The 23,090-nt window shown below is 41.1% G+C and carries 17 protein-coding genes and 9 tRNA genes; 20 read left to right on the forward strand and 6 right to left on the reverse strand.

The genetic code is table 11. From position 1 onward, the window contains the following. Positions 1–75 precede the first annotated feature (75 nt). Positions 76–3,141: an FAD-binding and (Fe-S)-binding domain-containing protein gene (locus LP316_RS10895; RefSeq protein WP_193021133.1), complete on the forward strand. Its 3,066-nt coding sequence runs from the start codon at positions 76–78 to the stop codon at positions 3,139–3,141. Positions 3,142–3,208: 67 nt separating this feature from the next. On the opposite strand, the gene LP316_RS10900 is transcribed toward LP316_RS10895, so the two are convergent. From LP316_RS10900 to LP316_RS10910, 3 genes are read right to left on the reverse strand one after another with little or no spacing between them, the layout of a single operon-like run. After that, a complete protein-coding gene (locus LP316_RS10900; RefSeq protein WP_193021135.1) occupies positions 3,209–4,567 on the reverse strand; it encodes an alkaline phosphatase in 1,359 nt (452 codons plus the stop codon). A 12-nt stretch (positions 4,568–4,579) separates the two neighbouring features. Then, entirely contained in the window at positions 4,580–5,764 is a 1,185-nt protein-coding gene (locus LP316_RS10905; protein WP_193021137.1) for an endonuclease/exonuclease/phosphatase family protein, read from the reverse strand. After that, positions 5,761–6,375 carry a TetR/AcrR family transcriptional regulator gene (locus LP316_RS10910; protein WP_226960730.1) on the reverse strand — a complete coding sequence of 205 codons (615 nt, stop codon included), beginning with the start codon at positions 6,373–6,375 and terminating at the stop codon, positions 5,761–5,763. The genes LP316_RS10905 and LP316_RS10910 overlap by 4 nt, the downstream gene beginning before the upstream one ends. Before the next feature lie 439 nt (positions 6,376–6,814). Here LP316_RS10910 and LP316_RS10915 point away from each other — a divergent pair, with 439 nt between their 5' ends. Both LP316_RS10915 and rmf read left to right on the forward strand, forming a co-directional pair. Further along, complete coding sequence (locus LP316_RS10915; protein WP_193021139.1) at positions 6,815–9,955, forward strand: TonB-dependent receptor; 3,141 nt, start codon at positions 6,815–6,817, stop codon at positions 9,953–9,955. 428 nt (positions 9,956–10,383) lie between these two features. Beyond that, complete coding sequence (rmf, locus tag LP316_RS10920; protein WP_193023887.1) at positions 10,384–10,557, forward strand: ribosome modulation factor; 174 nt, start codon at positions 10,384–10,386, stop codon at positions 10,555–10,557. A 60-nt stretch (positions 10,558–10,617) separates the two neighbouring features. Here rmf and fabA read toward each other — a convergent pair whose 3' ends face one another. After that, positions 10,618–11,133, reverse strand: coding sequence for a bifunctional 3-hydroxydecanoyl-ACP dehydratase/trans-2-decenoyl-ACP isomerase (gene fabA / locus LP316_RS10925; RefSeq protein WP_193021149.1), 516 nt, complete (start codon positions 11,131–11,133; stop codon positions 10,618–10,620). 151 nt (positions 11,134–11,284) lie between these two features. Here fabA and LP316_RS10930 point away from each other — a divergent pair, with 151 nt between their 5' ends. The 17 genes from LP316_RS10930 (at position 11,285) to LP316_RS11010 (ending at position 20,179) form a co-directional block, all read left to right on the forward strand. Then, a complete protein-coding gene (locus LP316_RS10930; RefSeq protein WP_193021151.1) occupies positions 11,285–11,536 on the forward strand; it encodes a hypothetical protein in 252 nt (83 codons plus the stop codon). Between the two features lie 109 nt (positions 11,537–11,645). Further along, a complete protein-coding gene (gene uvrY, locus LP316_RS10935; protein WP_193021153.1) occupies positions 11,646–12,290 on the forward strand; it encodes a UvrY/SirA/GacA family response regulator transcription factor in 645 nt (214 codons plus the stop codon). Positions 12,291–12,295: 5 nt separating this feature from the next. Further along, positions 12,296–14,134: an excinuclease ABC subunit UvrC gene (gene uvrC, locus LP316_RS10940; RefSeq protein ID WP_193021155.1), complete on the forward strand. Its 1,839-nt coding sequence runs from the start codon at positions 12,296–12,298 to the stop codon at positions 14,132–14,134. A 46-nt stretch (positions 14,135–14,180) separates the two neighbouring features. Then, complete coding sequence (pgsA, locus tag LP316_RS10945) at positions 14,181–14,765, forward strand: CDP-diacylglycerol--glycerol-3-phosphate 3-phosphatidyltransferase (RefSeq protein ID WP_193021157.1); 585 nt, start codon at positions 14,181–14,183, stop codon at positions 14,763–14,765. Between the two features lie 153 nt (positions 14,766–14,918). After that, positions 14,919–14,994, forward strand: a tRNA-Gly gene (locus LP316_RS10950). A 50-nt stretch (positions 14,995–15,044) separates the two neighbouring features. Then, positions 15,045–15,118 (forward strand) — tRNA-Cys (locus LP316_RS10955). A 4-nt stretch (positions 15,119–15,122) separates the two neighbouring features. Beyond that, a tRNA-Leu gene (locus tag LP316_RS10960) sits at positions 15,123–15,209 on the forward strand. Between the two features lie 31 nt (positions 15,210–15,240). Beyond that, positions 15,241–15,316 (forward strand) — tRNA-Gly (locus LP316_RS10965). An 88-nt stretch (positions 15,317–15,404) separates the two neighbouring features. Beyond that, a tRNA-Gly gene (locus tag LP316_RS10970) sits at positions 15,405–15,480 on the forward strand. Between the two features lie 45 nt (positions 15,481–15,525). Continuing rightward, a tRNA-Leu gene (locus tag LP316_RS10975) sits at positions 15,526–15,612 on the forward strand. 31 nt (positions 15,613–15,643) lie between these two features. After that, a tRNA-Gly gene (locus LP316_RS10980) sits at positions 15,644–15,719 on the forward strand. Positions 15,720–15,810: 91 nt separating this feature from the next. Then, positions 15,811–15,897: transfer RNA gene (locus LP316_RS10985), tRNA-Leu, on the forward strand. Positions 15,898–15,976: 79 nt separating this feature from the next. Continuing rightward, positions 15,977–16,061 (forward strand) — tRNA-Leu (locus LP316_RS10990). A gap of 510 nt (positions 16,062–16,571) precedes the next feature. Then, the gene (locus LP316_RS10995; RefSeq protein WP_193021159.1) at positions 16,572–18,764 is read left to right on the forward strand and encodes a TonB-dependent receptor; all 2,193 of its coding nucleotides are present in this window, start codon (positions 16,572–16,574) and stop codon (positions 18,762–18,764) included. A gap of 155 nt (positions 18,765–18,919) precedes the next feature. Next, positions 18,920–19,393: a low molecular weight protein-tyrosine-phosphatase gene (locus LP316_RS11000; RefSeq protein WP_193021161.1), complete on the forward strand. Its 474-nt coding sequence runs from the start codon at positions 18,920–18,922 to the stop codon at positions 19,391–19,393. Positions 19,394–19,477: 84 nt separating this feature from the next. Continuing rightward, positions 19,478–19,831 carry a hypothetical protein gene (locus LP316_RS11005; protein ID WP_193021163.1) on the forward strand — a complete coding sequence of 118 codons (354 nt, stop codon included), beginning with the start codon at positions 19,478–19,480 and terminating at the stop codon, positions 19,829–19,831. 69 nt (positions 19,832–19,900) lie between these two features. Beyond that, the gene (locus LP316_RS11010) at positions 19,901–20,179 is read left to right on the forward strand and encodes a hypothetical protein (protein ID WP_226960731.1); all 279 of its coding nucleotides are present in this window, start codon (positions 19,901–19,903) and stop codon (positions 20,177–20,179) included. Here the strand turns inward: LP316_RS11010 and ansA are convergent. Continuing rightward, a complete protein-coding gene (ansA, locus tag LP316_RS11015) occupies positions 20,168–21,178 on the reverse strand; it encodes an asparaginase (protein ID WP_193021165.1) in 1,011 nt (336 codons plus the stop codon). The two genes, LP316_RS11010 and ansA, sit on opposite strands and share 12 nt — an antisense overlap. 48 nt (positions 21,179–21,226) lie before the next feature. Then, positions 21,227–23,086, reverse strand: a complete 1,860-nt coding sequence (sppA, locus tag LP316_RS11020) for a signal peptide peptidase SppA (protein ID WP_193021167.1) — start codon at positions 23,084–23,086, stop codon at positions 21,227–21,229. Positions 23,087–23,090: the final 4 nt, after the last annotated feature.

The raw sequence follows: 23,090 nt of genomic DNA on the forward strand, positions 1-23,090 counted from the left end.
TTTAACAAGTTGGGTAACATCTCAATTAGGGTGTGGTATAGTTGATGATACTTTTTGCTTTATCTGTTTTGAAAGATGTTACCCCGTTTAGCGCCAGAAGAATTAGTTCAACAACGTTACCAAGAATTTGCCAAGCAACTTACCCAAACCCGTTATTTAGGTGAAATAAACACGAAGTACAGCGCAAGGCTTGCGGTTGCTACTGATAACAGTGTCTATCAACAGTTACCTCAACTGGTTTTGCATCCCACCAGCATTGAAGATGTTCAAGCCATCACGACGTTGGCTAATCAAGCAGAATTTGCCGATATTAAATTCAGTGCCCGTGGTGGCGGGACAGGTACTAATGGGCAAAGTTTAACACCTGGGATTGTTGTCGATTTATCGAAACACATGAACCACATTCTAGAGATAAACGTTGAAGAGCGCTGGGTTAAAGTTCAAGCGGGTGTCGTTAAAGATCAACTAAATGCCTTTTTGAAACCCTATGGTTTTTTCTTTTCACCTGATCTATCGACCAGTAACCGAGCAACTATCGGTGGCATGATTAATACTGATGCCTCAGGTCAAGGTTCATTAGTGTATGGCAAAACCTCAGATCACGTGCTTGGTTTGAGCAGTGTTTTAGCTAATGGTGAGTTACTCGAAACGACAAAGATGCCACTTGATGTTGCTAAAGCACTAGCTAAAGAAAATTCAACTTTAGGTCATATTACAAGTCAGATTTTATCTAGTTGTCTTGATAAACGTGATGCAGTGCTGGCTAAGTTTCCAAGGTTAAACCGTTTTCTTACCGGCTATGATTTAGAAAATGTTTTAGATGCTGATTTAACATCGTTAGACATTTCAAGAGTGATCACTGGCTCAGAAGGGTCGCTAGCCATTGTTTGTGAAGCAAAGTTAAACTTAACGCCAATCCCTACCTATAAAACCTTAATTAATATTAAATACGACAGTTTTGACTCAGCGTTGCGCCATTCACCGTTTTTGGTTGAAGCACAAGCAACATCCGTTGAAACAATAGATTCTAAAGTACTGAATTTAGCAAAAACCGATATCGTTTGGCATTCGGTCAGTGACTTGATCACTGAAGTGGAAGGTCAAGTCATGGATGGCCTAAATATTGTTGAGTACAACACGGAAGACGAAACATGGATGCAAGCGCGAATTAAAGCATTGTCAGCGCGGTTAGATAAGGCTATTGCCGAAAAACAAGGTGGTGTCATTGGTTACCAGATCACATCAGATCTTGCCAGTATCGGTAAATTGTACGCGATGCGTAAAAAAGCCGTTGGTTTGTTGGGCAATACGCAAGGCAGCCAAAAGCCGCTAGCATTTGCTGAAGATACCGCCGTGCCGCCAGAAAACCTTGCTGACTTTATCGCTGAATTTAGAGCCTTACTTGATGGTTACAATTTACATTACGGCATGTTCGGCCATGTTGATGCAGGCGTATTACACGTTAGGCCGGCACTAGATATGTGTGATCCAGAGCAAGAAAAACTTTTGCGTACGCTGTCTGATCAAGTTGTTAAACTAACGGCCAAGTATGGCGGTTTGATGTGGGGCGAGCACGGAAAGGGCTATCGCAGTGAATACGGGCCGGAGTTTTTTGGCGACGAGTTATTTACTGAGCTGCGCAAGATAAAAACTGCGTTTGATCCGCTCAATAAAATGAATCCAGGTAAAATATGCACGCCAATTGACTCAAGTGAGCAATTAGTGAGTGTTGATGATACCAAACGCGGCTATTTTGATCGCCAAATCCCTGTCAAGGTAAAAGCGTCATTTACTAACGCACTTGATTGCAATGGTAATGGTCTCTGCTTTAACTTCGATCCAAACAGTCCAATGTGTCCATCGAGTAAGGTGACACGTGATCGCCGTCATTCACCAAAAGGTCGTGCCGGTTTAATGAGAGAGTGGTTGAGGTTAGTGGAGCATAAAGGTGTTGATATATTAGCGCTCGAAAACAATGTCGATGGCTGGTCAATCAAACAACTACTCGCCAAGGTTAAAAATAAGTTTAACCAAGCTAACACCGATGACTTTTCTCATGAGGTGATGGATGCAATGCAAGGCTGTCTTGCCTGTAAAGCTTGTGCTAGCCAGTGCCCAATCAAAGTGGATATTCCGGATTTACGCGCCCGTTTCATTAACCTTTATCACACGCGTTATATGCGACCGTTAAAAGATCACATGGTGGCGAATGTTGAAACGATGGCGCCATTGATGGCAAAAATGCCAAAGCTAGTTAATGCGGTGCTAAAGACACCAGTGTACGACAAGTTTTCGCGTGCAACATTAGGCTATGCTGATACACCACTGTTATCTGTACCTACACTTAAAGAAACGGTGATAGCGAAAGGTTATGAGCAGTTCGACTTAGCTTACTTTCAACAACTTAGTGACGAGAAGCGCCGTGATTACGTGTTTATCGTTCAAGATCCATTTACCAGTTTTTACGATGCAGATACTGTTGTCGATTTAATGGCGCTACTTAAGCACCTCGGTAAAAAACCGGTATTGTTACCGTTTAAACCCAACGGTAAACCACAGCATGTTAAAGGGTTTTTTAAGCGCTTTGCCAAAACAGCGCAATCATCGAGTGACTTTTTAAACCTCATTCACCGTTTTAATATCCCAATGATCGGCTTGGATGCCTCATTAGTGTTATGTTACCGAGATGAATACAAACAAATACTTGGTAATGAACGCGGTGAATTTGAGGTATTGCTAGCACATGAGTGGCTATTTGGTCAGTTAGCAAATCTTGAAATCCCAAGGCTAAATACTAAACAAAGTTTTAGGTTATTTGGTCACTGTACTGAAAAAACCGCATTACCTAATACTGAGAACCAATGGCAAGCGATATATCAAGCGTTTGGCTTGTCACTAAGTTCGGTGGCGGTAGGTTGTTGTGGTATGGCGGGTACTTATGGTCACGAGGTTGATAACCTGGGTAACTCAAAAGATTTATATCGTATGAGTTGGCAAGATAAAATAAATAATGAAAAACCACAGCAAGTTTTAGCCACAGGTTTTTCTTGTCGTTCGCAAGTTAAGCGGATGGCACATTTTAAACCTAAACACCCGGTGTCTGCGTTAGTTGAATTAATTGATACAAACGCGGGTCATTAAACGTTAATCTATTAAACATACGAAAAGGCCACCTTTTAGGGTGGCCTATATTTCAATTGCTATTACATTATCTTTTTTCTATTAAAGAGAAAATGCCCTTTGCAATATCGGTGTTATCTAACTGGCCTTTGAACAATTCGGCATTTTTACCAAACGCGTAAACAGGGACATCAACGCCTGTATGGCCACTTGTTGTCCACCCAGTATTTGTCCGTTGATCAATCAGTTTAAGAACCGCTTTACGCATGCTACGGCTAATCGTGCTTTGTTTGGTGTAACCTTTTTCTTCAAACTTTACTTGATTAGTCAGCCAGTAGTTTTCGGCATCCGCCATGCTGGCTGCAAGGGTAGCCATTTCTTCTTCATTGGGTTGGAAGCCAAGTTGATTGGCTAACCGTGTAACCTCTAAACCTTGTTCGGCAATGTCATTGGCAATGGTTTCGGTTGAAGCCGTTAGGTTCTTGATCCACGTTGGAAACCAAGCGTATTTGCCATTAGCGCCAATTGTCATACCGCCGGTTGAATGGTCGGCGGTTAAAACAACTAAAGTGTCTGGGTGTTTGGCAACATAAGCCTCTAGTACTTGAATGGTTTTGTCCAGATCTGACATTTCTGCCATTGAATAAGCAATATCGTTATTGTGACCACCCCAATCAACTTGACTCGCTTCAACTAATAAAAACATGCCTTTTTCATTCGTTAAATAGTCTAATGCTGCCTCTGTCATGGTCGCTAAACGATACTTATCTTGGTGATCGAGTGCTTGCGCTAAGCCTTTGTCATCAAATAAGCCAAGTACGGGTTTTGATTTAGGCAAACTATTTAGCGCTGAAAAGTTATCTAGGTAATGAAAGCCAGCACTTTTAAATTCGCTAACAAGATTGCGATCTTGGCGAATGAAATACGACCAACCGCCACCGAGCATGATATCAGCGAGAAACTGATTATTATTTCGGTCGTCATAGTAACTGTCAGCAATTTCATCATAATTTCTGCGATGCTTATTGTGGGCCATATAGGCAGCAGGCGTTGCATGGTTGATTTGAGAGGTAACGACAATTCCCGTTTTTAAACCTTTGGCTTTAGCTCGGTATAAAACGCTTTCGACTGGCTGTTCATCAACATCGACACCAATTGCACCGTTGTATGATTTTACACCTGAGGCGAGGGCAGTTGCGCTAGCGGCTGAATCAGTAACTAAACCTGAAACGGGAGCCGGGTAGGTGCTTGATGAACCTATGTGGTATTTATCAAAAACCGTGGTTTCTATTTCAGGTGTTGTCGGATCGTCATTGAAGTAGCGGTATGCAGTGGTATAGGCTGGGCCCATACCGTCACTGATCACCATAATGATGTTTTTAGGTGCTTCGTTGGCTACCACATGCAGCGAGGTAACAAGTGTTAAAGCGGTAAATAATTTTTTCATCGCAAACCTAGTTTATTTAATTTGTAAATCAGCCCAAACAAGGCGGTGATCTGATGATGCCCCGCGATCTTTGATCAGGTAATATTGTTCACTGTTTTGTTCTGGCCAAAATACGCCGGAATCGAGTATTTTAAAGCCAAAAGTTGAGGGTAGTACGTAATCAGCTCTCATTCCCCAATATGCCGTATGATGCTTGGAGTTATTGTTATCCGGTTTGTATAAATCACCACCTTTACTCATGGGTAGCGGATCTTGAAGTTGCGGATTCGCAAGTAAACTGGCAATGCCTGAATTTATGGCGTCACCTTCGACACTCGATGCGTTTAAATCACCAAGAATAACAAAGCGTACGTTAGCGCCTAGGCCACCTGTTTGTTGATTATCGTCGTATAGATAGCTCGCTTTAGTGGGCGTAATGTAGTCATTAATCAAACGGATTTCGTCGTGATTACGCTTACCATTGCGATCTTCAGGTCCGTCAAATACCGGTGGTGTAGGATGAGCGGCAATGATGTGGACTTTAGTGCCATTGATATTTACAGGGATATCCCAATGAGATTTAGAACTTAAGCGAAAAACATCCCAGGCTTGTTTATCGTAATAGTCAGTATTGGTATTAGGATCGATGGGCTTTAAAGCGCCAGGCATATCTTTCCATTTAAATTTTTGAAAGCTACGAATGTGCTGTTTATCGATCGGGTACTTAGATAACAACGCCATACCAAAATGGCCGGGAAAATAGCCAAAACCAAAAGTATCAGCAGGGTTGTCGTCAGTTTTACCATTTGCGTTCATATCAACATTAGCTGGGACGCCCGTATTAACTGGCCCTTGATAAGAGTAGGGGTAGTTAACTGCTGACTGTCCACTGTTTAAATATTGACTTTTAAACAGTGCGAGAGCTTTAGCGTGGTGCTCATCATTGCGATCAAATTCATTGAGTAAGATAATGTCAGGGTTTGTTTGTTGAATAATTTTCGCAATATTCTTTATTTGCTGATGGTTGCTACTCAACGCTTTGATTAATTCATCGCCAACGGGAACAGGGCGCTTTCCCTTTTCATATGGCATGTAGTTCAACGCTTCCATTGAGACATTAAAAGTAGCGACTCTAATCGTAGTTTGCTCTTCCACGGCATTGCATCCCGAGGTTGTGATAGCGGCAGTAATTGCCAGCAATTGAGTTAGACGCTTCATGAAATCTTCAACCCACGTAAAATAAAGTCGATCAAGAAGGCTTTAACTTGTTCTCTATCATCGTCTTCATATTCTTGTTTGTTAGTGATGTTGAGTATTTGTGTTTCAAAGTCAGCATAATGTTGAGTTGTTGACCAGATTAAAAATATTAACTTAACAGGATCAACTTTAGCCATTGCACCTTCATTCATCCAATGCTCAAAAATTGCTGATTTTTCTTTTACCCAATTGCGCAGGTATACACGCGCGAAATTATCAATGTGCTGGGCACCTTGGATAATTTCCATGGCATAGATTTTAGAGGCTTTAGGGTTCTCAAAGGCAATATCTACTTTAGCAGCAATAAAACGCTCTAATGCTACCCTTGGACCATCTTCCAAAACGATATCACCAATGGCGGTATCCCACATTTCCAATGTTTGCTCTAAAACCTTGTGATAAAGGTTCTCTTTGTTCTTATAGTAATAAAGCACGTTAGCTTTTGGCATATTGGCTTTGTCAGCAATTGCTTGAACTGTTGCGCCCTTGAATCCTTGTTGAATAAATTCATCTCTTGCTGCGTCCATGATGGCATCTTGACTTTGTTTTCGTTTATTTGCCTGTTTATTCACCGTAATCGTCCTGAAATATCATTAATTGACTGTTCATTTTGCAGTTTGCCTAAATTATTCAATTAATTAAGCGGGTTGTCATTAATAAGTTAAAAATAGAATCTATGTTAACACCTTATTTATTGGGCGTTGAGGGTATTTTTATGAGTTATACCGAAGATTCTTGACTTAATTTTATTGAATTAAGCACCAAAATAACAGAAAATTAACAAAGTTATCTATTTGGTTAATTATTTTGTGTACTCACGAGTATTATAAAACCTAAGTTTTACAGCAGCATGACAGTTAGTTGACCTAATGGATAATATGGGAGAAATAAAACTAATATAAATTTGTAATTAAATTGTAATCAAGCCTATGTTTAATAAGCGTGATTATTTTTTTAATTGCCGTCTTAACGACACTAATAACGATAAACTTTATTATAAATAAGGGAAAAATGATGAAAGCTCATCGCCTCTCACACATTGCTGGTGCTTTAGTACTAGCGTTAGGTGTGTCAACCTCAGCGTTAGCATCTGACACTACTTCATCGAGTATTCGTGGCCAAATTATTGCGCCAACGGGTGATTTAGTTTCAGGTGCATCAATCCAAGTTATTGATACACGTACCGGTAATGTTAAAACATTTACTTCTAATGAAACGGGTACTTTTAGTGCGCGTGGTTTGCAAGTTGGTGGTCCTTACACGATTATCGTCAACGACGCTAACGGCTCTAAAACACACGAAAATGTATTCTTAAAATTAGGTGACACCTACAGCTTAAGCGTACAACTAGAAGCAGAAAACCTTGAAACGATTACGGTTACCGGTCGTAAAATTCACTCAACAACAGGTGCTAACGCACCGTCAGCGAACTTTGGTTTAGAAGATTTAGCCAATGCACCAGCTATTAACCGTGATATCAAAGACTTAGTAAGAATTGATTCTCGTATTTACATCAATGAAAGTCGCGATGACGGTATTCAGTGTGGTGGTGCAAGTCCTCGTTTTAACAGCTTTACCGTCGACGGTATTCGCAATAACGATAACTTTGGCCTAGGTACGAGTGGTTACCCAACGATTCGTATTCCATTTTCATATGATTCAATTGAGCAAGTAAACGTAGAATTAGCACCGTTTGACGTGCAATACGGTGGCTTTACAGCGTGTAACATCAACGCGGTAACTAAATCTGGTACCAATGAATTTCACGGTGGCTTCTTCTACGATTACACTGACGATTCAATGCGTGGTGACAGCTTAGAAGGCGAGAAGGTAAATGTTGGTAAATTCGACGAAAGTCGTTACGGTATCAATGTTGGCGGTCCTATCATCAAAGATAAGTTATTCTTTTTCGCGTCATATGAAAAATTAGATGGTGCTGATACCTTTGATCGCGGTCCAGCAGGCTCTGGTGCTGCCGTTGAAGTAGAAGGGTTAAGCCAAGCTGATTACGATGAGATTTTACGCATTGCTCGTGACGTATATGAGTACGAGCCGGGCGATTTGATTACCAATATGCCAGTTGAAGATGAAAAAATCATGGCAAAACTTGATTGGTACATCAATGAAGATCACCGTGCTGCGTTAGTGTATAACTACAACGATGGTAATACCATTCGCGAATCTGACGGCGATTCAAATGAATTTGAATTCTCAAATCATTACTATGACCAATATGCTGAGTTCGAATCGCTTGTTGGTTCAATTTACTCAGATTGGACAGATAATTTCTCGACTGAAGTTCGCATTGGTACATCAGACTTCTTACAAACAGTAACGCCTTTAGGTGGCACTGACTTTGGTGAAGTACAAATTCGTACACAAAATGACGGTGCACGCGCAACGGTATATTTAGGTGCTGATGATTCACGCCACGCCAACCGTTTGAGCTATGAAACGGATGTATTTAAACTTGCCGGTAAGTATTTAGTTGGTGATCACATCATCACTGCGGGTTACGAGTATGAGAGCTTAGATGTTTTCAACTTATTCGTACAACACGCAGAAGGTGAGTTTCGTTTCAACTCAGTTGACGACTTCCGCAACGGCTTAGCTAATCGCGTATACTACGATAACGCGGTTGGTACGAATAACCCAGAAGATGCTGCCGCAGAGTTTGGTTACGATATTCACACTTTATATATCCAAGACGAATACTACTTATATGATTACGACATCACCTTAACATATGGTTTGCGTTACGATTGGTATAAGAGTGACGATTTGCCGATTGAAAACCCACAGGTTGAAGACTTATACGGTTTTACTAATGCGCAAAACCTTGATGGTGCTGACTTATTACAACCGCGTTTTGGCTTTAACTGGGTTGTTAACGATGACTTAGAAGTACGTGGTGGTTTCGGTCTATACTCTGGTGGTAACCCGAACGTATGGTTAGGTAACAACTACCAAAACAATGGTGTAATCTTAGTTAAAACGCGCGAAAGCAGTTCACCATTAGATTTATTTGACACTCCAATGACTGGCGATGGCCGTCCAGTTTGGAACGTTCCGCAAGATCAATTTGATGCTGTTGCAGCCGGTAACGGTGCGCCAGGTGGTATTAACATCCTTGATCCAAACTTCAGCATTCCTTCTGAAATGAAGTACGCGTTAGGTGCAACTTTCTACCTAGAAAATGATTATGTTTTCACTGCTGACTTCTTGTACTCAGATATGCGTGATGCGGCGGTTATCTCTGATGTAACACGTCAAGACACGGGTGAAACAGCACCTGATGGTCGTCCAATTTACACGAGCTCTAACGGTCGTAGTGAAGACTTCATGTTAACCAACGTAAAAGGCGATTCTGGTCACCGCGCTTCATTGTCATTCGCGTTATCAAAATCACATGATTTTGGTTTAGATTGGACATTAGGTTACGCCTATACAGAGTCTAAAGAAGTAAGCCCAATGACAAGCTCAGTGGCATTTTCTAACTACTTAAATAACACCTCTGATCCAGAAAACCCTGGTGTAGGCACGTCAAACTATGAAATCCCTCATCGTTTCACGTTACGCGTAAGCTATGAACACGAATTTGTTGATAACTACGCAACTAAGTTCTCTGTATTTGGTAGTGCTAACGAAGGTCGTCCATACAGCTATACGTTCGACAGTGGCTGGGCATTTGGCGACTCTGTAGGCTTTATTTCACGCCATTTAGCTTACATTCCAACGGGCGCTGATGATCCAAATGTTGTTTTTGGTGATGACTTTGATCAAGCTGGATTCTTTGATTATGTTAAATCAGAAGGCTTAGACAAGTACGCTGGTGGTATCATGGAGCGCAATGGTATTTACAGTGATTGGTGGACTAAGTTCGACATTAAAATCACACAAGAATTACCAGGCTTTAAGAAAGACCACAAAGCAAGTGCGTTCTTAGTGATTGAAAACTTCGGTAACATGTTAAACGATGACTGGGGTGTAATGTACGAGACAAGCTTCCCGCGTGCACAACCTATTGCAGATGTATCAATTAACGATGCAGGCCAATACGTATTCAATGAATTTATTGAACCGGCTGGTCAAACTCGTGTTGCAGGTGCGTCATTATGGGAAATGCGTGTAGGTGTTAAATACGATTTCTAATCATCGTATTTACTTAGCGTTAATAAAAAGTGCTGCTGTTTAGTGGCACTTTTTTTTGTCTATAAAAAATTAAATTATAAATTAGCTCAATTAGTTAAAATTCTTTGACTAACTTCTACCACTTTTAGCCTTGCTAAGGCTGGGATCCTCTACTATTCGTTAAGTAATGCCAGAAGACAAAAGTAAAAATTCATTTGAGTTTGCAGAGCTCAAATAAAGGTTTGTTGGCATCGCGTTTCGTATACCAAATTCACTTATAGTTGAAACCTCGAGGGGGTAATTAATTGGTATTGAACGTTCATTCGTACTTTCAGCACAAAAGCGAGCCGCATTAATGCTTTGATTAAACGGATCACAAAAACAGTGAAACAGACAATATCGATATTGGCTGGAGGTAGAGTTTTGGTTTACAGGAGAATACATTAATGATGAAAAGACAAAAACGAGATCGTCAAGATAGGGCGCATGCACGAGGTTATCAAGCGGGTGTTTCAGGTCGTTCTAAGGAAACATGCCCTTATCAAAATCTAGATGTAAAATCTGAGTGGTTAGGTGGTTGGCGTGAAGCTATGTCTGACAGGCAACAGGGGCTAATTAAGTAATAAATAAAATCAGGTTGCGGTTAGATCATCAATAGCCGCAACCTAATAACTAAAACTGAGTTAAAAAGATGATGTATCCGTAAACAAGCCCACTTTTAAATCTTTCGCGGTATAGATCACACGACCGTCAACAGAAACCGTGCCATCGCCGATCCCCATAAATAACTTACGTTTAATAACGCGCTTCATTTGAATGTTGTAGGTAACTTTTTTGTTTGTTGGTAAAATTTGACCGGTAAATTTAACTTCTCCAACACCTAACGCGCGACCTAAACCCGGACCACCTGACCACGCTAGATAAAAACCTACTAACTGCCACATAGCATCCAAGCCTAAACATCCAGGCATAACCGGATCATCGGTAAAATGACACTCAAAAAACCATAAGTCTGGATTAATATCGAGTTCAGCAATGATTTCGCCTTTACCGTGTTCTCCACCGCCTTCATTAATGGTTAAAATGCGGTCCATCATCAACATGTTACCTGATGGTAAGTGGCTGTTACCTGGACCAAACATTTCGCCAGTACCGGCTTTGATCAAATCTTCTTTGGTGAATGAATTCTTACGTTCCATAATGCTCTTTTGTCATAATAATTAAGATAAAACGCCGCTACTTTAGCGAACACTTGTACACTAAACAACTCTGAGCAGTGAATTAATTTTAAATATTGCCTTTATTTTGGTTATGCGTTACCTTTTCTGAGATATTTTCAGGAGTAGTAAAATGACCAAAAAGCCCGCTATGACCAACGCTGAGAAGCAAAAGCGTTACCGTGAACGTCAAAAAGATAAAGGATTAAAAGAAACTCGCGGCTATTTGAGTCAAGAGGCGCTAGTTTGCTACAAATTGATTCAAGAGCAAACGAATTGGTCTGACTCTGTGATTTTGAGTAATGCCGTTAGGTTAACTTATGCAGCTTATAAAAACGGTCAAATTAACTTGTTAAACAATTGGCTCAAGAAGAACGATTTGTAGTCAATTGAGAAGCATTCCTATTGCAAGAATTGCGATTAACTTGTATCTTCTAGTACATTAAATAAGAATAAATTCGTAGTACCTTTGTACTGCATCTAAGGGTAGTGTTTTGATAAACATATTATTAGTTGATGACCATGAATTAGTGCGAACAGGTATTAGACGCATTTTAGAAGATGTCAAAGGCATGAAGGTTGTCGGTGAGTGCGAAACGGGTGAGCTTGCGGCAAAGTTTTGTCGGACAAATGCGCCTGACGTTGTCTTAATGGATATGAACATGCCTGGCATTGGTGGCTTAGAAGCGACTAAAAAGATCATTCGCTTTAACCCTGATATCAAGGTCATCGTCTTAACGGTTCACAGTGAAGATCCTATTCCGACTAAAGTAATGCAAATTGGCGCTGCCGGTTATTTAACGAAAGGAGCAGGGCCTGAAGAAATGGTTAACGCCGTGCGCGCAGTGCATAGTGGTCAACGTTACATCACGCCTGACATTGCTCAGCAAATGGCATTAAGTCAATTTAAAAACCCCGAAGATAATCCATTTAGTTCGCTTTCAGAGCGCGAGTTGCAAATTATGATGATGGTAACGCGCGGAGAAAAAGTACCAGATATTTCTGAGCAGTTAATGCTTAGCACCAAAACGATAAACAGTTATCGCTATCGCATGTTTGAAAAACTCAATATTAGCAATGATGTTGAGCTAACGCATTTAGCAATACGCCACGGTATGTTAAACACTGAAAAGCTTTAACTTTAATGAGCAATTCAGCAGTCTTATTCGATCATAAATCATTTCTCAAATCGGTAACACACCAAAGCGGTGTGTACCGCATGTACAACCAAGCACAAGAAGTTATTTATGTAGGCAAGGCGAAAGATTTAAAAAAGCGGCTTGCCAGTTATTTTCGCAAAGACTTACCCAACAACAAAACACGTTCCCTTGTTAGCCATATCTTTTTTATCGATGTTACTGTTACCCACAGTGAGACAGAAGCGCTACTGCTCGAAAATAATTACATTAAGAAGTATCTACCCAAATACAATATTTTATTGCGCGACGATAAATCTTACCCTTATTTATTGATCACAGATCACAAGCATCCAAAACTAGGTTCACACCGTGGTGCGAAAAAGATTAAAGGGGAATACTTTGGCCCGTACACAACAGTTGGCGCGGTTTGGGAAAGTTTGCGATTAATGCAAAAGCTTTTCCCGCTAAGACAATGTGAAGACAGTTATTACCGAGCGCGGTCAAGACCGTGTTTACAATACCAGTTAGGGCGTTGCTCTGCGCCATGTGTCGGTAAAATATCTGATGACGACTACAGCGAACAAGTCAAGCTCGCTAAGTTATTTTTGCGCGGTAAAAGCAACTTAGTCATTGATGCGTTAGTAGAAAAAATGGACGCTGCAAGTATGGCGCTTGAATTCGAACAAGCAGCAAGCTTTCGCGACCAAATCAAAACATTGCGTAAAGTTCAGCAGCAGCAGTTTGTTAGCGGGTTCGCATCAGAGCTCGATGTGATTGGCGTATTTCAACTCAAGCAGCAAGTGTGCTTACATATGCTCTACATTCGCGATGGTAAAGTCCTAGGTAGCAAAAGTTTTTTCCCGAAAGTGCCAGAAGATACCAGTATCAGCGAGTTACTTGCCTCGTTTATTTCTCAGCACTATTTAAATAATGATGTAGCCAATCGCCATATCCCTAGAGAGATCGTGGTATCGGAAGTGCCTGAAGATGCCAAAGCATTATCGAGAATGTTTGTTGAGCTTACGGGTAAAGAGGTTAAATTTAGCGTTAACGTAAAAACCGAGCGCGCACAGTATTTACGCTTGGCCAACACCAATGCCGAGAACGCTTTACTGACCAAAAATAGTGAAAAAGAATCAATAACCAAACGTTTTGAGGCGTTAAATGAGGTGTTTGAGTTACCCAATGGCATTCAAACTATGGAGTGCTTCGATATTTCTCATACGATGGGACAACAAACCGTCGCCTCATGCGTGGTATTTGATACCAACGGACCGCTTAAAAGTGCTTATCGTCGTTATAATGTTCATGGCATTACACCGGGTGATGATTACGCTGCGATGTCTTTCGCGCTAAATAAGCGCTATGGCAAAGTGAGTGCAGAGACAGATTTGCCATCGATTGTTTTTATCGATGGTGGTAAAGGTCAATTAGCCAGGGCAGAGGACTTCTTCAATCAGTTAAATCATCCCAATCCGCCGTTATTAGTGGGGATCGCCAAAGGAGAATCGAGGAAGCCGGGTTTAGAAACGTTAATTTTAGCTGGTTCGCACCAGTTAATTAATTTACCTGCACATTCACCAGCGCTTCACTTAATTCAACATATTCGCGATGAATCTCATCGCTTTGCCATTGCGGGGCATCGATCAAAACGCCAGAAACACGCCAAAACCTCAACTTTAGAGTCGATTCCAGGCATAGGGCAGAAGAAACGCCAAGCCTTGTTAAAATATCTTGGTGGCTTACAAGAAGTGAAAAACGCTGATGTTGCAACGCTGTGTAAAGTACCAGGTATTAGTGAAACGCTTGCCCAAACTATTTATGACTCCTTACATGACAATTAGCTGTTAACTTGTGTAGAATGGCAGAAAAAATTATTGTAGTTAGATCATGTGGACTATTCCTAACCAAATTACCTTTTTTAGAATTATTCTAATTCCTGTATTTATTATTGTTTTTTATCTCCCTGTGTCTTGGAATCACTTTGGTGCGGCATTTGTCTTTTGGTTAGCAGCAATTAGTGATGGTTTAGATGGATATTTAGCAAGAAGGTTGAAACAAACTACGGCGTTTGGTGCCTTTATTGACCCTGTTGCGGATAAATTGATGGTTGCCGCTGCGCTTGTGATCATTGTTCAAGATTATCAAAATGTGTGGATCAGTGTTGCGGCCTTTGCCATGATCGGTCGGGAAATATTTATTAGTGCAATTAGAGAGTTTATGTCGAGCCACGGCCAGCGAGATGCTGTCGCCGTATCAAGTTTAGGTAAGATAAAAACTGCTGCGCAAATGTTAGCACTAATTGGTCTACTCTGGCGTCCAACCTACGATATTCCATTAATTCTATTTGATTTCCCGCAAACTTGGTTTATGAATCTTGCATACTTGCTTTATTTTGTTGCAACAATTTTAACCATTTGGTCGATGATTCAGTATTTTACTATTGCTTGGCCAGTACTAAAGGGTAAAAAATAACCAGTACAAGTTGGCTTTTAGTTAAAAAACCACCATCTTAGTCGAAATTTAAGCAGTTGAATTTTTTTTATAATTTAGTTGTTGACTCAGGATAATTTCGATGTAGAATGCGTTTCCAGTTGGCAGGGAGAGTCAACAAGAAAGCAAGATAAAGCGGCTGTAGCTCAGTTGGTAGAGCACCACCTTGCCAAGGTGGATGTCACGAGTTCGAGCCTCGTCAGCCGCTCCAACTGCTTTCAAGTAATATCAGGGAATACTACCCAACACGTAGTGAAAAACGGCGGGTTGGCAGAGTGGCTATGCAGCGGATTGCAAATCCGTGGACCTCGGTTCGACTCCGGGACCCGCCTCCACTCTGCCCGGGTGGTGGAATTGGTAGACACAAGGGATTTAAAATCCCTCGCTGGTAACAGCGTGCCGGTTCAAGTCCGGCCCCGGGTACCATTTCACACGTTTGGAAGTATAAGTTAAAGAAGCGGCTGTAGCTCAGTTGGTAGAGCACCACCTTGCCAAGGTGGATGTCACGAGTTCGAGCCTCGTCAGCCGCTCCAATTTAACATGTAGATAAGTCACGTTATGGTAGTGACAACAAGTTTCTTTAAAGCATATCGCGTCAAGCCTTATCGCTTTAATTATGAAGCGTCTGTAGCTCAGTTGGTAGAGCACGACCTTGCCAAGGTCGGGGTCACGAGTTCGAGCCTCGTTAGACGCTCCAAATTTTACTACTCGTTTTTGATGAGCATAGTCGTTAAGACAATATGCCCGGGTGGTGGAATTGGTAGACACAAGGGATTTAAAATCCCTCGCTGGTAACAGCGTGCCGGTTCAAGTCCGGCCCCGGGTACCATTTCATCAAAACAATTAGTAATGCTCTATATGCGGCTGTAGCTCAGTTGGTAGAGCACCACCTTGCCAAGGTGGATGTCACGAGTTCGAGCCTCGTCAGCCGCTCCAAATTTTTCTCTTATGATGTCACGTGCTGATAACGTAAGACCTAGGTGGCCAATACCTAGTAAAAAAACTTCCCATGTCGTTAAGACAATATGCCCGGGTGGTGGAATTGGTAGACACAAGGGATTTAAAATCCCTCGCTGGTAACAGCGTGCCGGTTCAAGTCCGGCCCCGGGTACCATTTACTTATTCTCTAATTTAATTAAGAAATTAGCTCATTAGTTTGAGATTTTATCGATCCTAGTGATAAATCCCGGTCTACCATGGGTAGACGCTTAAACAAAACCCGATTTAAAATCCTTCGCTGGTAACAGCGTGCCGGTTCAAGTCCGGCCCCGGGTACCATTTACTTATTCTCTAATTTAATTAAAAAATTAGCTCATTAGTTTGAGATTTTATCGATCCTAGTGATAAATCCTGGTCTACCATGGGTAGACGCTTAAACAAAACCCGATTTAAAATCCCTCGCTGGTAACAGCGTGCCGGTTCAAGTCCGGCCCCGGGTACCATTTACTTATTCTCTAATTTAATTAAAAAATTAGCTCATTAGTTTGAGATTTTATCGATCCTAGTGATAAATCCCGGTCTACCATGGGTAGACGCTTCAATTCGCTCAAATAGCATTTGATTTAATTTCGGCTGTACTTCGTGAGTTTATTTTAACTAGCAATCAATTTGTTAAATTTTACCGGCAATACTTAACAGATTAACTACATAAAGTTATATTTTCGTGTAAAATGCGCTCCTGACCAAAAGGTTATCTTTTTAATCATCGCAAGTTGATTATAAGTAACGTGATAATCAGACATATTAAGACTCGATAATAAATATAATCGAGCGCCTAGGGAGAACTACATGGCAATCCAATCAATTGGGCGACGCGGCTTGAAAACCGTTTTAGCTACTGCTATTTCATTAGCACTAACCAATCAAGCACTCGCACAAGAGTCGGCTACCGAAGAAAAAGAATACGAAGCAATTACCGTAACCGCGACTAAACGCGCACAAGTAATTTATGAAGTGCCAATCGCTATCAGTGCATTTAGCGGTGAAGACCTTGCAGCTCAAGGTATTACTGACCTAACAGACGTTGGTAAATTTGTACCTAACTTAAACGTAACGGGCTTTTCAGCGGGTCACACCTCTTCAGCAAATCCATTTATTCGCGGTATTGGTTTACAAGATCACTTAATTACCACAGATCCTGGTGTCAGTGTTTATGTTGATGGTGTTTACCTTGGTCGCCAAGTAGGCCAAAACTGGAATTTAAACAATATTGAGCGTATTGAGGTTTTACGGGGCCCACAAGGTACGTTGTACGGCCGTAATTCTATTGGTGGTGCAATCAATATTATCACCAAACAACCTGACGAAGTTGCTGTAACAAAAGCGGGTTTAGAATTTGGCACACGTGGTCGTTTAAAAGGCGACGTGTTTTTAAACCGTGAAATTAATGAGCATTGGTCATTTAACTTTAATGGTGGTTATAACTCGCGCGATGGCATTGGTGAATTCGTTAATATCCCAAATGCTAAATACGATGTTGGTGAAAATGAAGAGTATTACGGTCGTTTGTCGTTTAAGTGGGCACCGAACGAGGATTTTAGCCTAGTTGTTACCGCCGATATGAATGACAATGAAGGTGGTCTACGCCCATACCAAACATTGATTGATGAAGTACCAACGGGCGCATATTATCAAGGTGAGCGCTGGGGTACACCATTCCCATTTGGTCCGCTTCGCAATAGTGATACAACTGACAATCCGTATGATAATGCAACCGGTTCTGAAGAAGTCACAACCGTGTCAAATGAAGCACGTGGTATTTCGGCAACGGCCGATTGGAACTGGAATGACAACTACGCTTCAAAAGTCGTTGTTTCTCACCGCTCATCGAAATACAAAGCGGGTCTAGATGACGACGGCACCATTTATGAACTCGATCAGTTCCCAGAAGTCGGTGATGCTGACCAAACGTCAATCGAATTCCAACTTAATGGATTTATTGGTGACAACATGGACTTCGTATCAGGTATTTATTACTTCAATGAAAAAGGTAGTAACTTACAAGATCCTGCAAATGGTGCATTATTCAACGGCGCTCCCACGTTATTAGACCTAAATCAAGAAACAACGTCGAAAGCGATTTTCTTTAACTTGGGTTATGACATGACTGATGATTTACGTATATCAGGTGGCTTACGTTACACTGATGATGAAAAATCAGCATCTGCAGATGTCGGTATTGGCCCTGTTTACGCAGAAGATTCTTGGAGCGAAGTCTCATTTGATCTTTCTGCTAACTACACAATGGAAAATGGCTTAAATGTCTACGGTAGCATTCAAAACGGTTACCAATCTGGTCAATTCCCTGCACGCCCATACTGTTTATTTGGCGACCCAAACTGTTTTGTTGCCAGTGACAACATCACAGCGATTAACTATGAAATTGGTTTAAAAGGTGAAGTTACCGACAACTTCAATATGAGCATTGCCGTATTTAATACTGAATATGAAGATTTACCATACCAAGTAAGTACGACTGCTGAAGGTGGCTTTAATACAACTAACCTAGTCGTTGAGCAAACATCTCGAGGTATTGAATTTGAAAGTACGTGGGACGTAACTGCTAACTTCGCGATCCACAGTAGCTTAGGTTATATTGACGTTGACGTGCAAGAGCAAGATGGTGTTAAGCCAGTAGCGCCATTAACGCCAGAGTACACAGCTTCTATTAGTCCGAGCTATATGATGGCTTTAGATAGCGGTAATGAATTAACGTTTCGTTTAGATTACTCGTACCGAGACGACATGTACGGAGAGCCAACGGCAGATCCGGGTCGTCACACATTGGTTGAGAGTCGCCAATTAGTGAATATCGATATTTCTTATAATAACATCGAAGGTGATTACACCTTATCACTCTATGGCCGCAATGTATTTGATGAGCGTTACGACAACGCGCGTTTAAATACTGGTGACTATGTATTACAAATCTTAAGTAACGATCCAAGTGAATTTGGTATTCGTTATTTGAAACACTTCTAATCAATTTGGCGTAAAACGTTAATAAAAACCCTGAATAGATCATTTGAGATTTATTTCAGGGTTTTTTTATATCAAGAGTAAAACTTTTTATTGAGTGGTGTTATTCTTATCATTAACAATAATTTAAAAATTAAAACGAAAGGAAGCAGCAAGTCATGTCTAACTCAGCCATTCAATCTGTTTTATTTGTCTGTATGGGTAATATTTGTCGTTCACCAACTGCCGAGGCGGTTTTTCGTAAAAAAGCACACGATAAAGGGCTAATGATTACCATAGATTCAGCAGGCACTATCGGTGCTCATGCGCGTGAAAAGCCTGATCATCGAGCGGTAAAAGCGGGTGAAGCCCGAGGTTATGATTTTTCCGGGATAAAAGCGCGAAAAGTAGCGAGTAAGGATTTCGAAAGCTTTGATTTAATTCTTGCAATGGATAATGACAACTTTGAAAACTTACAGGCGATAGCGCCAGATCAATACCGTGATAAAGTTAAGTTGTTTTTAAGTTATGGTAGTGAGTTTGATGATACAGAAGTGCCAGATCCTTATTATGGCGGAGCAGGGGGCTTTCGTTACGTTTTAGATCTCGTAGAGGACGCGAGTAACGGTCTCATAAAAGCGATTGCTAAATAGTGCTTAAACTAAAGCAATGACATCAATGATTAGAGACTTCTCATAGAGCGTCAGGGAATATAGCCAATTGATATAGGTGACTTGATGAAGTTAGCGTTTAAAATTGTTGCTATGGTTTTCAGTGCTACTTTCCTTGCTTATCACAGCTATTTCTGGGTAATGCCAAGCGTTACACTCACTAATATTGCTAACAAGCCTATCGCCAGTGCCCGCGTTACTTTGCCTAATTCTGGTTTGAGTTTTGGAGAAATTAAACAAGGTGGTGAAAATACGATTCATTACACGCTTGAGCAAGCCGATGGAGACTATCACTACCAAATCATATTTGAAAGTGGCGAAGCACTGTCAGGAGTCTGTGGTTACGTAACGAATCATGAAATAAATAAACGACTATTAATCAAAGTAGATGATAGCAAAGCCATGTGTCAGAAAAATTAGCAGCGTCACTGATATTTAATATCGTCTTAGATTTTTAGCTAGAGAAATAAATGAAACCGAGTTAATGGCATGATGTTTAACAAACTGAGTATCAAACAAAAAAGTACACTGATCGGCGTGTTAGGTATGCTCATCGGTGCAGCTTGTTTTATGACCCACTTTTATTTGGAGCAAGTGACAATTCCATTTTATTCGCTGATATGCGCGCCTGCGATGTTCGTGCTGTCATTTTTTAGTGAGGAAACACCATTTGTACCGAAAATGGTGTTGTTTCAGCTAGGCCAATTTATTGGCTATTACATCTTTGGCTATTTATCACTGCAAAGCTTTTCGAAATTAACTCGTTAGCTCACCGCGCAAGTTTTGGCTTAATTGCTGTTTTATTTGAGCTGTTGACAAGTGTTGACTCAATAAAAAATGCAGTTTTGTTAGTGCGGCTTCTAGTGTCATATCTTGGCCGCTGATCACACCACATTCGCTCAAAGCGTTACCCGTTGCATATCCTTGCATGTTAACCTTGCCTTTAATGCATTGGCTACAGTTAACGATGATCAACCCTTGTTTATCCGCTTCTTTTAAGCAATTGAGTAACTCAGTATTTTGTGGTGCATTGCCGACGCCATAACTTCTCAGAATCAATGCTTTAACCGGTTGTTTTATTACGTTTTTGATAAGCTCGGTACTAATGCCTGGATATAAATGGACAACACCTATCGGCTGGGGCGTAATGGGATGCAGTATAATCGGTTCATCTTTGATCTCGGCAGTTTGGCCAGCCACAACTTTTATATTAATACCTGCTTCAAGCAGCGGCGCCATGTTCGGGGAGTCAAAGGCATTAAAACCGTCAGCATAGGCTTTTATCGAACGATTACCGCGGTAAAGCTTATTGTTAAAAAACAAACCAACTTCGTGAATCGGGTAGTTCGCTGCGATATACAAAGCGTTTAATAAGTTAACTTGTCCATCAGAGCGAAGTTGACTCAATGGAATTTGCGAACCAGTAATAATAATAGGCTTAGCCAAGTTTTCAAACATGAACGATAATGCCGACGCTGTGTATGCCATAGTATCTGTACCATGGAGCACGACAAAGCCATCGTAATCGTGGTAATGGTTTTTAATATCTTGTGCGATAAACTGCCAGTCTTCTGGGCTCATATTTGAAGAATCAATTAACGGGTGATACTCGTTAATGGTAAATTCAGGCATTTCTTCGCGAAAGAAATCAGGTGTCGCGTTGATCGCCTCGGTAAGGTGACCAACAACTGGAATATAACCCTGTTCACTTGATTTCATACCGATGGTACCGCCAGTGTAGGCGACATAGATTTTTTTCTTTTGCATAGTACTTCGCTAATAAAAAAGCCCCTAAATTGTAGGGGCTTAATGTAGTTAATTTATTTCACATGTCAAACAAAATGAGTAAATACCGTTAGGATCGTCAAAATTAGTTAAATAACCTAACTGGCTCTTGAATTGTTTAATGAGTATTGACGCGTAATTAGGTTGCGTGTCAGGTTTGATAATTTCATGTTCAATCATAAAAGCATAAGTTTGGCCAACAAGATCTTGAATCATTTGAGAGAATGGGTCGAGCTCTTTTTCTACAAGCTTTAACTCGTATTGTTCAAGTTGTGCTAATTCAGCCGCTAGGGCAATTGACTCATCAATACCACCAAGCTCGTCAACTAAACCTAAATCTTTTGCTTGGACACCTGACCAAACACGGCCTTGAGCGACTTTATCGGCCTGTTCGACGGTCATGTTGCGATTTTCTGCAACTAAGGTTAAGAAATCTTGGTAACCGCGATTAATATTCAATTGAATGAGTTGACCAATGCCTTCAGGTAATGCTTCTGTAACACCAAAACCGGCGTAATCTGTGGTACCGACGCCGTCAGTATATACACCAAATTTCGACAAGGTGTCTTCAAATGTCATAAACATACCGAAGATACCAATAGAGCCGGTGATGGTGGTTGGCGATGCAACAATCTTATCTGCCGCTGCGGATATCCAGTAGCCACCAGATGCCGCGTAAGTACCCATTGATGCAACGACAGGTTTGCCAGAAGCTTTAATTAACTCGATTTCTTGGCGAATGACATCTGAGGCAAATGCGCTTCCACCCGGACTATCGACGCGCAATACAACCGCTTTCACCTGATCGTTTAACCGCGCTTTACGCAATAATGCAGCCGTACTGTCACCACCTATGGTACCGGCTGGTTGATTGCCGTTTAAAATCGCGCCTTTAGCAACAATCATCGCGATTTGGTCTTGTTGCTGATAATTCGGTAACTGCTCTTGATTGGTTGCAATTAGGTAATCTTGGAAATTGATATGATCAAAGGTTGATGCCTGAGTTTTATCGCCAACGTATTCAATAAGCGTTTTATTCATTTGCTCACGAGTCATTAATTTATCGACCCAACGATTGTTTAATGCATACTGCGCGATATTACCTTGTGCTAACTCAACTTTAGCAACCAGATCGCTAATCGTTTCATCAAAGTTGTCTGTATCAAAGCCACGTTGCTTGGCTACCGTTGTTTTGTATGCGTTCCATAACTCATTTAGCCATAAACGATTAGCTTCCTTTGCTTCTTCAGACATATCGTCGCGCATGTAAGGCTCAACCGCTGATTTGTAGGTACCAACCCTAAAGATGTGTTGATTGATCCCCGCTTTGTCCAACGCTGATTTCACGTAGAGTTGCTTGCGAGCATAGCCATCGAGAATTAACCAACCATTTGGGTTTAACCAAATTTCATCAGCAAAACTTGCCAAATAGTATTGACCTTGGCTATAGCCATCGCCAACCGCAATCACTTTTTTACCGCTGGCTTTGAAACCTTCAATCGCTTTGGCAATTTCCGTCATTTTTGTGATGTCGGCGCTTTGTAAGCGCTCAAGCTTTAATACCAGTAATGCGATTCTTGGATCGTGGGTTGCATTGTTTATGACCTTAATAATGTTGCTCAGTAATACCTCTGGGTCAGCTTTATCACCGCTGATCGCTTCGCCCATTATTGCGTCAAATGGATCAACTTCCACTTTTTGTTCAACCAGTTGTCCGCGTGGATCAAGCACCAATGCGCCATTTTTAGGCACGCTGACCATATCATCAGTGCTTAAAGATTTAAAAATAAGAAACAGTAAGGTGAAAAATATCAGGTTAATAATAATCTTTCGCGTTAGGTTTAAGGTGTAACCCAACTTTAGAAATAACGATTTTACAAATTGTGCCATTGAA

Origin of the sequence: Thalassotalea sp. LPB0316, from assembly GCF_014898095.1 — a bacterium.
Taxonomy (GTDB): Bacteria; Pseudomonadota; Gammaproteobacteria; order Enterobacterales; family Alteromonadaceae; genus Thalassotalea_G.